Consider the following 13,376-nt stretch of genomic DNA (forward strand, 5'->3'; position numbering starts at 1 on the left):
CCCAAACTCTCCTCCCACATCATCCCGATTAGACGGTTTCGTAGTAGTGACTCAATCCCAGGACGCACCGAATATTCTTCGTCCCCGTCGCACTCCGGCTCAGCAACGCAGCCGAGAGCGGTACGCACGCATGCTCAGCTCGGCACGCACAGTGCTCATCGAGCACGGGTTTGAGTCTTTCACTTTCGACGAAGTCGCTCGCATCGCAGATATCCCCATTGGCACGCTCTACCAATTCTTCGCAAACAAGTATGTGATGATCTGCGAGCTCGACCGTCAGGACACCGAGGCCGTCATCGAGGAAGTCTCACGCTTCGGCGAAACAGTCCCCACCTTGAAATGGCCGGAGTTTCTCTCGGAGTTCATCGATCACCTGGCAAAACTCTGGCGCGAGGACGTTTCCAGAAGAGCCGTATGGCTGGCTGTTCAATCAACGCCCGCCACACGCGCAACCGCAGAAGATACGAAGTCACGCCTGGTCACCGAGATTTCAAAGGTGCTGCGCCCGCTGGTGCCGTCGTCAAGCGATGCGGAACTGAACTTCATCTCCGACCTCATGATTAACGCCACGTACGCCCTGCTGAATTATGCGGTGGACCATCCGGGAAGCGATGCTGAGCGGGAAGCTCATTACGAGCTGACGGTGCAGGAAATCAAACGCATGACAATCTCTTATCTCATGAGCGTCGCGGAGGCCGCAGACTAGAGAGCACCCCTCGCCCACCTCGGCAGGGGCATTTATTGCCCTTATCAATACGCGGAGGGTAGGCTTGCCTTAGTTTACGCTTTACTCTGGTCAGCGCGGTGGGGTTCCCTGTTTTTCGCCGCGCCTGCGCCGGAACTCCCAAACAGAATCAGAGGTTCACATGTCCACGACGCAGGGCGCTTTCCGACGGAGCCTGCTTCCCCGCTCTATTGTTCTAGCTTCGGCAATCGTAGTGAGTACGGGATTTTTACCCGCAGTCCCCGCATCGGCACAGTCACTGCCATCTATTGGACAGCTCGGCGGTTCGCTCCCCGGCATCGGTGACCTTCTCGGCGGCAGCACCGATCAGTCTGAGCGCCAGCTCTCCGTGACCCCTGCCACTGATCTTTCCGACGGCGCCACAGTGACCATCAAGGGAGTCGGCTACCCCGCTAACGCAAATATTTACCTGGCCCAGACAATCGAGAAGCCAAAGTCGGGCTACCCCTCGACCTATGGCGAAGCGGCCAAGGTCACGGTCGGCGCTGACGGAAGCTTTACGCAGGAGATGAAGGTCGCGACCAGCTTTGGCGATGTCGACTGCACCTCTACCCAGTGCTACGTAGCCTCCTTTACTGCGTTCCCTAATCTCTCTGACCGCAGCAATGACCAGTGGGTCCCCATCACCTTCAAGGCGGGTGCTACTTCCCAGGCTGCTCAATCGCAGGGTTCCACCGGCGCGGCACCGAGCGGTGGCCAGAGCACTGGTTCGGGCTCTCAGTCGGGCTCACAGTCACCGTCCCAGTCACGAGGTAACGCATCGGTGAGCCTGTCCAAGACCTCAGACTTGAACCCGAGCGGCGACACCATTCGAGTCGAAGGCAAGGGATTCAAGACCTCTGGACCGGGCATCTACGTCGGTATCGCGCAAAATGACCAGATGGATGTGACCAACGCCGATTCCTTCGGCCCGGATACCCAGTTTGTGTCTACTTCTCGCGGCAACCTGAAGTCCGACGGCAGCTTCAGCGTGGATCTTCCGGTCAGCGCGAAGTTCGGCACGGCAGACTGCATGCAGAACGCTTGCTCGGTCTACACCATTGCTGCTCACGGTTCTTCCGACCGCAGCCAGGACACGGCGACCTCGGTATCGTTTGCCGGCGGAGCTGCCAAGCAGGACGCTACCCTGCCCTCCGGCGGTGGCTCCTCACAGTCCGCAGGCAGCGCAAGCTCCGGCACCAGTGGCAGCACAGGGTCTAGTGGAACGAGTAGCACCAGCGCTTCCAGCGGCTCCAGCAGCTCCAACGGCAGCAGCTCCAACGGCAGCAGCTCCTCGACCGGCACCCCGTCGGTAAGCCTGTCCACCACGGAACTGAACCCATCGGGCAGCACCGCAATTACCGTCTCCGGAACCGGATTCAAGACCAGCGGCAACGGCATCTACGTCGCAGTGGCTGAGAAGAACAAGTTCTCCACCACCAACGCTGATGCTTTCTCCGCCGCTGAGTTTGTCCGCACCTCCCAGATGTCCTCCGACGGCAGCTTCTCTACAACGCTCAATGTCGAGGCCGTCACCTCGGCCGCCAACTGCGTCGAAAATGACTGCGCACTCTACACCTTTGCTGCTCACGGTTCCTCCGACCGCAGCCAGGACACGGCCACGGACCTCAGCGTCGGCGGCTCCGCCAAGGAACGCGAAGAAGCTGTGAAGACCGGTGCCTCCAAGACCGGAGAGTCCAAGGCCAGCGGCTCATCCAAGGCATCTGGCAAGGCTTCCGCAAAGTCCAACGCTTCCGGCAATGGCCTCGACGAAGTTGATGTGCAGACTCAGCCGGCCGCGACCAACTCCCCGCTCCAAACCGCCGCAGTCGCCGGAACCGGCGCAATCCTGGGCGCGCTAATCTTCGGTGCCGGCATCCTGGTCGGTCGCCGTCAGAAGTCCGTCGATTAGCACGGCGCCGGACTAGTCCAAGCGTACGACGGCGATTGCGTAGTCGCCGTCGTGCGAGATGCTTAACGACGGCCCCAGCTGCCACTCCTGATCGTGGAAATGGCGGCTCACAGCCCCGTGGAGACTGATGCTCACGCGACCGTAGGCATCCGGCTGCACCTCTATTTCCCGCCAGTCCAGCTGATCGCGCGCAATCGGCGGTTGGCTGCCGAAGAGAGTCTGCGACCAGGCCTTGATGAAGGCTTCCTTCGCAGCCCAGCGGCCCGCTAAGTGACGCGCCAGCGCGCCGCCGACTGCTCCGCGGCGCCTAGCTACCAGTAGCTCCGCAGGTGTGAAAACAGCCTGCGCGAACTGACTTCCTGGCATATTCAGCTGCTCTTCGAAGCCCGGAATATAGACGAGGTCTACGCCAATCATGGCTGGAGGACACCATCGATCAGACGGGCGCCGTCGGAAAGCAGAACTGCCTTTTCCAATGCAGCGGGTGAACCGAACCGACCACCGTCCGCCAGGTTTCGCTCGCGTGGACGCTCGTAGAGGGCTTCTCCACCGTAAATAGCCTCATCAATGCGACGCAGACCAGCCGCTTCGCGGTTGTACGCCGCGGACCGCCAACGCTCCGCAGCCTCAGCGCCATCGTGCTGCACTATCGCTTGGTAGAAAGCTTCCGGATGCACGACTGCCACCAGTGCCGAGACATGTCCGAACCCGAGCGAGGTAACAAAGCCAGCCTTCAGCGGCAACGTATTGCCGAAATTGACTGCCTTCGTTGGCCATACCAGACGCGAATGCTCAGCCAATGCGGGATCGACGCAGTCCAGCGATCGATTACCTGGCACAATGCCGCTGCGCAACACCTGGGTCAGACCAATGATCTGGAACGCTGCAGCACCACCCTTAGCGTGTCCCGTCAGCGATTTCTGAGAGACCACCAACAGCGGGTTAGAGCGCTCGCGACCGAGTTCATCTGCAATGCGTTCATGCAGTTCGGACTCATTTGGGTCGTTGGCATTGGTCGAGGTGTCGTGCTTGGACAACACCGCGACCTGATCCGCAGTGACATCGAGTGCTGCAAGGGCGCGAGCCAACCGAGACTTCTCGCCGCCCTGAGCGGCCGCTAGCGCGCCCAAACCCGGCGCCGGAATGGATGTGTGCGCGCCGTCGGCGAAGGACTGGGCGTATGCGACGACACCGAGCACGGGGAGCCCCATGTCACGGGCGATGTCTCCGCGAGCCAACAGCACCGTGCCACCGCCTTGCGATTCCACAAAACCTCCGCGTCGACGATCGTTCGGCCTGGAGAAGTACTCATGCTCGATGCCTTTGTTTTCCATGGTGGCGGAGTCAGCTGTGGCGGCCATGTCGCCGAAACCTGTGATTCCCTCTGTGGATAGGTCATCAAAGCCACCCGCGACAACAAAATCTGCCTTACCCAGGGCAATCTTGTCGACGCCCTCCTCCACCGACACCGCTGCCGTCGCACAGGCTGCCACAGGGTGAATCATCTGCCCGTAGCCACCGACATACGACTGCATAACGTGGGCGGCAATAACATTTGGCAATGCCTCTTGCAGGACGTCATTGGCTCGCGGTTGCCCCAGCAGACCGTCGATGTAAAGACTGCGCAGCGACTCCATCGCACCAATACCTGTGCCCTGTGTCGACGACACTCGCGCCGGGTTGACCGCTTCCAGCAGCTGCGCTGGGCTGAAGCCCGATGACAAGAAGGCATCGACAGTACAGACAATGTTCCACAAGCTCACGCGGTCCAGATTGTCCATCATGTCTGCCGGAATACCGTAGCGTGCCGGGTCAAAGCCCTGCGGAATTTGACCGCCAACATAGCGGCTCATCGCCATTCGGCGTGGAACCTGAACTGGCGTGCCAGCGGCCCGTGTCACAAGCCACTGCCCTGTCTCGGTATCGAAGCTCGCAGTGGTGTTGTCCGGGTTGGAACTGACAAAAGTCTCCGCTGCCGCGCGGTCACGCACAGCAAAGCTCAACGCACGATCCAGGTAGACCGTGGTCAGCTCAGTCATCGTATTGTCAACCAAATCGCCATCATCGGCGTAACGACGCACACCAACTCGCGCCAGTACTTCATCGCGGTAGCGCGTAGCAATGTCGCTTTCTGCCAACGGTTGCCCGTCGGCATCGCGCCAGCCACCCTCATAGGAAATCAGCCCCATTGACCAGGCTAATTCCACAATTCCTGCTGCAGAAATATCATCGACTTCAGCCTCAAAGCGCGTCCGGGAAGAACCGTACGGCCCAAGCTCACCGGCGCCCACAATGACCACCATGTCCTCCGGAGCCGCTGCGATGTCACCAAAGGTCGGTGTTGTCTGCGCAATTGGTCGGCGTGGGCTTGGCAGACCGCTCAGAACACGGCTTGACGACGGCTCCTGCGAACGCGCCCCGCTAGCGACCTCGGAGCTTTGAGCTGTTGGGCCAGCCGCCTGCGCAGCCTCCTGCGCCAATTGCGCAATGTTGAGGTCGACGTCACCCAATCCGCCGGTGAGATCGGCCTGAATCGGGCGGGTTTGTGCCTTCTTCCGAGCCTCCGAGCTCGCGAGCTCAATGAGTTCAGCTGCCATTTCTTCGGTGGAGAAGGTGCGAACTCCCTTTGTTTCCACTGCAGCAACCAGCGGATCGTTTCCACCCATCAGGTTGGTGCCTCGAACCCAACCAATCTGTGCATGAGCCAGAGTGGCGCGGGTGCGCCAAGCGTCCTCCACATTCCAGCGCGCCACCACTGCATCGAGTGCGGCCTTGGCTTCACCATAGGCACCATCACCGCCGAAGCGACCACGGTTCGGTGAACCCGGCAGCACCACATGCAAACGATGGTCCAGATTATTGTCCCCGCCAAGTGCTGATATCCCTGCGATGAGTCGTTCCACCGACCACAGAAGCAGACGCATTTGGGTCTCGGACGCAGGACCGGCGTCGGCAAGCGAACCTGAGACCGTAGGCGCCGCGAACGGGAATAGCAGCGTCGGTGACAGCGCGGGCTTGGTCACAACCACTTCCGCACCAATCGTCGTAGTCTGCTCGGTTCCGATCCAGTCGATAAGGGAATCCAGGTCCTGGAAGCTGGACAGGTTCGCCGGTACCACCCACAGCTTCGCCTCGCCCTGCGCATGCATGCGGTAGAGCTGCTTGTAGAAGCTCAGGCGCTCATGTCCCAGGCGTGAGGTAGTGACAACAACGGTTGCTCCCTGAGACAGCAACTGTGCAGTCACAGCGGAGCCAATCGAATTTGGCGATGCACCGGTAACAACTGCGATGTCGGCATTCATCGATAGTTCGTCCACATTCGTGATGGACTCATCCGCCAGCTGTCGGTAGATACTCGCCAACTGTGTTCGCCCTGCCGCGTCTGCCTTGGCAGCCCACCACTGTGCCTGCTCGACTGCGGTTTCGTGGATACTGCCCGGCGCGGTGTCAGCCACGTCTTCATCAGCGGCTGCCCAGAGGCGTGCTAGGTCATCGCGGGAGGTGGCCCAGCGGTCGTCGAGCAGCACTGCCTTGGTGGGCGTAAACGTCGGGGTGACCAGCTTCGGCCAGTCCGCACCGAGTTCAGCAGTGACGAGATTTACCAGGTTGCTGTCGGCGTCTTCGGCATCGAAGTCAATGGCACCGGTAATCTCGTGGCCGAGTTGCTCCAGAATCGTGCGTGCAGCGGTGGCAAGAATTCCTCGTTGACCAGTCAGTTTATCTGCAAACTCAGTGAGTGCAGCCGAGTCGACCATCCCAGCACTACTGTCGCTTGCCGACGGCTTAGCGACAGATACACCTCGCTGCGAGGCGACCGCGAGGATTGCTTCATCGATCAGCTGGTTGAGTTCAGCAGTACTGGTTGGGGCGGCCGGTGCCAGATGCGCAAGATCACCGCCGCGCAGGGATGCGCCCTCGCGAGTACCGAGCATCATCTCGGCGCTAACTGCGGTTGCCCACCCCTTGCCGAGCTGCCATTCATCGACCACATAGTCATCGATGTAATTCGCGCCTGCACCGGCAGGACCGGTAATCCGGCGAATACCGTCGGCAATGGCTTCGGAGAGAATCGGACCGAATGCCGAATACCCACTGGCCAAGCTATCAATCTTGTCCTTTAGATCAGCCAGTTCCGCATCTGCGGCCCCTTCGATTGAACCGAGGTCGAATTCCACTCCGAGATCGAGCAGCAGTTGATTGCGTCGAGATGAGACTCCATCGACCAGAGTCTCAATGGAGTCGGCGGCGCCGAGCTGGTCGGGGCGCACCTTCGTCCATTGGCAAATAAGAACTTCCAGCGCTTCTGCCGGGCTGACTGCGATATCAGCAACTTCGGCAGCCGGAGTGGCAGCACTCGTGATCGTGGTTGCCTGTTCGGTCGCCGCGGATTGGTCTGCGGATACCGCCGGCGCCGCTGATCCTGCTTCTCCCGATGCTCCTGCTGCTCCAGATAGGGTCTGCGCCGCGTCCTGCTCTGGTGTCACCTCCGACTCGGGCTCAGTCTTTTCCGGCTGAATTTGGTCGCGCATAAACGCTGCATCAGCATCACGCTCGAGATTGAGCACTCGAATGTCACGGCTTCGGTGGCGGGGCAACTGGCAGGTACGGGCAGCCAGGTTTGCCAGTGTGGGCGCTGTACCTACACCGACTTCAATAATGCGGCTGACACCGAGATCCTCAAGCAACAGATCCTGCGTTTCGACCCACCTCACCGGTGAGCAGAATTGCCAGGCCAGCAACTCGACCAGCAACATGCGGGCCAGGCGCGCCGGGTTTTCAGCAGCAGTATCAAAGTCGGCAAGGATGTTTTCCAGAATGTCTGAGTCGACGACTGCAGCCATCTGGCGGACGAACTTCTCGGTCAGCTCAAAAGAGGTCGCGGTGAGATTCGGGATATAGCGTCCCACCAGGCGTTCTGGAGCGATTTCCGCTGGCAGCAGCCGCTCCAGGTGTTTACGGAAGGAATCCACACCGTCGCGTAGGACACTGGAGTGGAATGGCACATCAATACCTGGGATACGCACGTATCCCTTGCCGTCCGAGCTGCGGCGCTCGCACTGTTCAGCCAGTGCCGCAAGGCCCGCGACGGTGCCGGCGACGGCGTACTGCTTGCCTGCCAGGTTGAGATTTACGACTTCGAGGAACTCACCGGTTTCCTGCGACAACCGATTAACAAACTCAGTGACCTCGTCCTCGCGTACGCCGATCTTGTCCGGACGCAGGGCGCACAAACCATAGTTGGACCTCCCCTGCTCATCACGTTCGACCAGTTCATGCATGGTCAAACCGCGGCGGTAGACAACCTCCAACACGGCATCTGCGTCAAGCGCACCAGCGAAAGCCGCCAGCGCGTTGTACTCACCGACAGAGTGTCCCGCAAAGTGAGCTGTTTCATCCAGCAGCCCTGCTTCACGGAGCTCCGCAACCTGCGCCAGCCCCAACGTCGCCATCGCAACCTGGGTGAACTGAGTCAGATTCAGGACACCTTCTGGGTGGAAATAGCGCACACCATCCACAACCACCTCTACCGGGTTGTCCCGAACAATAGCCAGTACGGAAAAGCCAAGCTTCTCTCGGGTCATCGCATCCGCCTGGTCCCACACGCGGCGGGCCGCTACGCTGCGAGTCCGGGCAGACAGCCCCATCCCCTGTGATTGAATCCCCTGGCCAGGGAAGACATATGCAGTCGTCGGTGCGGCAATTACAGCAGTGGCAGTCAGTACCAGCTCGCCCTCTACTGTGGCCGTGACTTCACGGACTTCACCGGCGCCTGGACGGTCATCAAAACCACGGCGTTCGACAGAGAATTTCACTTCCTGACCAGGTAGAACCGGACTCAGCATAGTCGCAGTGAACTCAATCACCCGATTGCCAATGCCGGCATCCGACGTGGCAACAGCCGCATGCTCGGCCATCGCCGACAGCCACATTCCATGGACAATAACCCCTGGTAGACCAGCTAGCGCTGCTGCCCGGGAATCGACGTGGATAGGATTGCGATCGCCCGTGACACAGCTAAATGGCTCCATCGCCTTAGGCGCTTCCACGGTCAACGCACCGCGGAAACTCCGTGGCGTGTCCGTGACCGTTGGAAATGGCACAGTATTGGTCCGTGCTGTCTCGCCGCCGTTTCGGCCACGAATGGCAAACCGTTCGCTCAAGGTGGCGAGCAGCGTATCGCCATCACGAACCTCCGCGCGCACCACAACTAGTCGCCCTAAGTCCGTATCAACGACCTCATCGACACGCGCGCTAATCCGCAACGTTGTGGTTTCCTGCGGCAGAGCCCCAATCATACGAATGTGATGCTCAAGGTGAACAAGCGCGAGCATGCCCTCAACAACATCAATGCCGGTCTCAGTACGCGCCTGCGCGACTGCCGCAAAAATCGCTGGCCAAGCATGCCCGACCAACGCGTCCGGCACCGTCGCCTGCGACTCATCGCCGGCAGCTGCAATAGTGACCGCATCGTAGTCAGCCATCGCCATCGGATCCCACTCGGATTCCCACTCCGCGACCCCATCGACGATGTTTGCAAGCTCACCGCCAGCCGCGATTCGCGTCAGCTCCCGCATCGCGGCTGCCGCATCCTCATGCTTGACGACGGGCACTGCGCCCACCGCTGCACTCTGGCACAGGCGAATTCGCAGTTGCGTATTCTCCCCCGCAGCATCGGGCAGCGGAACGGTCAGCTGTGCCCAGACGAGCTCCTCCCCGCCCTCATCATTGCTGCCATCAACTCCAATGGTCTCCAAAATGGCACCAGTACCTGGGTGCTCCAGGCGTTGTGAACGAGAGACATCACTTGCGTCAGATACACATACCCACTCATGTTCCGCGCCAAGTGCCAGCGCCGGATTCGGCTGCTGTCGACCAGCCCACCAAATCACAGGTGCTGCGAGCATCCGGCTGAGGGCGTCAACAGGTGCCTCCGGCAGGTAGCCGATATCCATCAATGCCTGTGCAGTAGCTTTTTCAAACCGACCCAGAATCTCCGCTACTGGCTCATTCGCGCGGGTAATGCCCGAAACAGCCTGCGGCCCTGGGATGATGCAGACTTGATCCGCATCGTAGCGAGAGTCATGCGCCTGCCATAGGGAGTCCGATCGCCACCAGCGACGAACCTCATCATCGATAACCGGAACGAATGGCACAGGTTTGCCAGGTGTGCGGCAGAGCTCAGAGATAAAGAAGGTGACATCTGCTGGGTGGAGCTGGGTATCCAGATCCAGCAGGCCGGATAGTCGCGAGATTTCATTCTGCGGCTGAGTGCGCAAGCTGTCGCCGTCGGCAAGCGCGTCAAACGTGCCCGCGTCGACTGCATTCAATCGTGCCTCTACGCGATCGACGAGTGCGACAAAGCGCGTCGACCACGTTGGATCGAGGAACGTCCCTTCGGGCGCACACAATTCGAGATAGCGATTCAGCACCTCGTCATACGTCATGGTGACGACATCCCCGAAGTACGGCTTCGCGGTGGCGTTAATTGCCTCGATGATCTCTGCGCGTCGTTCGGTGACCTTAGTGAGGTCACCTGCGACTTCGTCAAGCAATCTGCCTGCGCGTGCTGCGGCGTTATCAATTTCGTGGATATCAGCGCCCAACTGGCTGCGTCCCGACGCCATGCCATCCATGGCGCTACCAGCGGGGATCCAGTTGTCAGTGCCGACGGTGTCGACCAGCATCTGTTTCACGGACTCAGAGGCGGTCGACTCCTTGGCTGCCATCGCAGCTGTGCCGATGATGACAGCATCGACCGGCATCGGCGCCAATCCGTACCGTGTCGACCACGTGCCCATCAGATAATCACGGGCCTGTTCTGGCTTGCCGATACCGCCGCCAACAGCAAGCACCACATCTCGCTTGCGGATCTTTGCGTAGGTGTTAATTAGCAGGTCATCGAGGTCTTCCCAGGAATGGTGGCCGCCGGCACGCCCACCTTCAACCTGCATGATGATTGGATACGGTGTGCCCTGCTGCGCCAAGGTGTCTGCAATTTCGAGCACCGACTCGATTTGTGCGATTGTGCCCGGTTTGAAGGAGATATGCGGAATCCCGCCCTCACGCAGCTGCTTTACTAGCTCAACTGCCTCGTCCACCTCGGGGATTCCCGCGGAGATGGTGACTCCATCAATCGGTCGCCCCGCTGCCACTGCGCGCGGGAGCAAACGGCGGCTTCCAATGTGCAAACCCCACAGGTACGGATCCAAAAACATGGTGTTGAACTGTGCACTGCGCCCCTCCTCGAGCAGATCGGAGAGTCGCGCCACATTAGCCTCGAAGATTTCCGGCGTGACTTGGCCGCCACCGGCCAGCTCCGCCCAGAACCCCGCATTCGCAGCAGCCGCCACGATCTCAGGGTCAACGGTTGTCGGGGTCATACCGCCGAGCAGAATTGGCGAGCGCCCGGTCAACTTGGTGAACTTCGTCTCGACACGGGGCTTGTCTCCAGTGACCAGACGCGGCGCAAACTCCAGCCACGATGTCGGATGCTCAATGTCGCTCTCAGACAGGACGCCCCTACCCGCAGCTGTCGCCGCAGGAATCACCGCCACGCCATAGCCTTCAGCGTTACGTTCTGTCAGCTTGACGACGCCTGTGTTCGGCCCCAAATCCAAAATGGTGGTTGCTCCTTGGTCGATGAGCCCCCGTACCTCGGCGCTCCAGTCACTGGGGTCAACCAAGATTGCACGCGCAAGCCGGTCCGCCGTTTCCGCATCTAGCCCAATGCGCTCAGCTCGCTCCACTACCCATGCCACAGCAGGTACCAGCGCTGGGTGATGGAATGCGCCACTAACTGGCAGAACTGTACATTCGACTTTCCGACCCTTCGGCTGCTGCGTTGTGAGCTGCTCTGCCAGCTGGTCTAGTTCATCCTGCTTGCCGATAACTACGCTGGTAGTCTGCGTATTCTTCAGACCGATGACACAGCCCTGGGGGAGGAAAGGCTCCAACTCCTCGACCGTCAGGCCAGAGATACTCATCATCGGCGCGCGCCCAAATCCGGCTACTCGGCTTCCGCGCGCACACGCCACACCGATGAGGCGAGCTAGCGCCAGAAGCTCTGCTGCCTTCTCTGGGCGAGCGACAATCTCAGCGGCAAGAACACCTTGCGAATGACCGGTTACCGCTACCGCTTCGGTGATATTAATTCCCTGCTTTTCCAGCAACTCGACAATGCCCAACTGTGCCAAGACGATGCCCGGGACGCTGACCGCAGGGTTGGTTGTATCTCCGGTAAATGGCTCGTCTGTAACGAGTGAGATTGCCCAGCCGAAGGGGTCGAAACCTGCGGGAAGCTGGCCGATGAGATCGTCGTCAAGCGGTGCGAGCAGTTCCTCAGCGCGAGTGAAAACTTCCCGTAGTTTCTTTGAGTTGCCACTGGCCATGACGCTGGAGAGAGTGTCCAGCCATGGTTGCGATTGACCGGCGAAAGTGACTGCAAAAGTACCCAGGTCTGGAGCAGTTACGACATTGGTCTGCAAAGTGGCGAGTTTTTCGTATTTCACGTGGCTGAGGTCCTTGTCTTGTGGAGTACGAAATGAAAACATCTTTTGTTTCCAAATCCTTGCCAGGACACTATGCCATAAATCATGAGGAATCCATCATGTTTTTCTCGTGCGGTTTTGTGATGCCATCAACGCGAAGATAATTTGCAACCCCAAAACGAGAGGCCGAACACGGCTGCGAAATCAGCGAGTACAACGCTTCTAAAATGAAGGAACTTCGCAGGTAGAAAACAGTGTTCCCCTGTCGAGAAATTGCTTGCACTTCACCACTCTGTCAGCACCGGCAGTGGAAAATGAAGCCCGGAAGACTGAGCCAATTTATGCCCAATCGGTGATGAACATCACACCCGGAATGCGTGTCAATGGGCGCCGAGAACGCTCAATCTTTCCTCGATTAATCGCCTAGCATATCCAGAATTGTGGACTCCGCTTCTTCTAAGCGCCGCTCTGACTCTTCAAGGTCCTGCTGCGACTTACCATCGCGCTCGACCTTGCCGTCGAAGATTGCGCAGGGATCATCGTTGACCACAGTGTCGTCGGGAACTATGCCACGACGCGCCATGTACTCATCCAGATGCATCGAGATGCTCATGTTGCCTCCCTGCTTCCACCTTACGATTCAAGATACGATTCGATCAGCGTCATTGTATCGACAGATTCGATTGCCCTACGCAGTGGAATGAGCGGACAGAGGTTTCCCAGAATGGTACTCACGCGCGCTGTGCGGCTGCCCCGTCTTGCGTTCCCCTTATCGATGCGAAAACTGTCGCAGGTCTACGACCGGTCTGGCGGCCAGGGTTTTCCATCGGGGAAATACCGGTCAAACTTCCAGCCCAGGCGGAACGGAAGCACAAACTTAGGAGGGCAGTTGTTGGCCTCCCACATTGTCTCCGGCTTAGCTGCGTGTTCAGCCACCTTACGGTCGGTGTACACCCCGTGACATATAGGGTCGTAGTAGTCTGGCTCGTCAATCTTGTGGGCGGGCGTACCACTAAATACCCCGTAGAGAATCTGGTCGCGGCTTTCGACCTCGACCTCGAAATCTTCCCAGGTACCAATCATGTCGCCAGGTTGTGCACGCCACCAGTCGTCTATCTTGCGGGCGGTCTCCTCGGACTCGACGAACCCGCCGAGAGGTTCAGTGTTATCCGGATAGCGGGGATAAACGACGCAGACAACAATTTTCATAGTCATGGTGGGTTAAGTAGCAAAAAGTGTGTCTGACTTTCAG

General features: G+C 59.3%; 6 protein-coding genes. 2 read left to right on the forward strand and 4 right to left on the reverse strand.

The genetic code is table 11. The features are described from left to right. Window positions 1-46: 46 nt before the first annotated feature. Window positions 47-706, forward strand: coding sequence for a TetR/AcrR family transcriptional regulator (locus HMPREF2751_RS02435; protein ID WP_049172878.1), 660 nt, complete (start codon window positions 47-49; stop codon window positions 704-706). Between the two features lie 160 nt (window positions 707-866). After that, complete coding sequence (locus tag HMPREF2751_RS02440; protein WP_016422273.1) at window positions 867-2,636, forward strand: neocarzinostatin apoprotein domain-containing protein; 1,770 nt, start codon at window positions 867-869, stop codon at window positions 2,634-2,636. Window positions 2,637-2,648: 12 nt separating this feature from the next. Here the strand turns inward: HMPREF2751_RS02440 and HMPREF2751_RS02445 are convergent, their stop codons facing one another. From HMPREF2751_RS02445 to HMPREF2751_RS02460, 4 genes are all read right to left on the reverse strand, one after another. Next, complete coding sequence (locus HMPREF2751_RS02445; RefSeq protein WP_016422272.1) at window positions 2,649-3,053, reverse strand: holo-ACP synthase AcpS; 405 nt, start codon at window positions 3,051-3,053, stop codon at window positions 2,649-2,651. Further along, on the reverse strand, window positions 3,050-12,145 hold the full coding sequence (locus HMPREF2751_RS02450; protein WP_070595308.1) for a type I polyketide synthase: 9,096 nt from the start codon (window positions 12,143-12,145) through the stop codon (window positions 3,050-3,052). Before HMPREF2751_RS02450 ends, HMPREF2751_RS02445 begins: the two co-directional genes overlap by 4 nt. A gap of 394 nt (window positions 12,146-12,539) precedes the next feature. After that, complete coding sequence (locus tag HMPREF2751_RS02455; protein WP_016422270.1) at window positions 12,540-12,737, reverse strand: hypothetical protein; 198 nt, start codon at window positions 12,735-12,737, stop codon at window positions 12,540-12,542. 182 nt (window positions 12,738-12,919) lie between these two features. After that, on the reverse strand, window positions 12,920-13,339 hold the full coding sequence (locus tag HMPREF2751_RS02460; RefSeq protein WP_070546260.1) for a hypothetical protein: 420 nt from the start codon (window positions 13,337-13,339) through the stop codon (window positions 12,920-12,922). Window positions 13,340-13,376 lie beyond the last annotated feature (37 nt).

Source organism: Corynebacterium sp. HMSC063G05 (genome assembly GCF_001810555.1).
Taxonomy (GTDB): domain Bacteria; phylum Actinomycetota; class Actinomycetes; order Mycobacteriales; family Mycobacteriaceae; genus Corynebacterium; species Corynebacterium jeikeium_D.

Excerpts from the sequence above, each read along its gene's own strand:
- HMPREF2751_RS02455 (WP_016422270.1), bottom strand. The coding sequence starts at position 12,737 with ATGAGCATCTCGATGCATCTGGATGAGTACATGGCGCGTCGTGGCATA.
- HMPREF2751_RS02440 (WP_016422273.1), top strand. The coding sequence starts at position 867 with ATGTCCACGACGCAGGGCGCTTTCCGACGGAGCCTGCTTCCCCGCTCT.
- HMPREF2751_RS02445 (WP_016422272.1), bottom strand. The coding sequence starts at position 3,053 with ATGATTGGCGTAGACCTCGTCTATATTCCGGGCTTCGAAGAGCAGCTG.
- HMPREF2751_RS02460 (WP_070546260.1), bottom strand. The coding sequence starts at position 13,339 with ATGACTATGAAAATTGTTGTCTGCGTCGTTTATCCCCGCTATCCGGAT.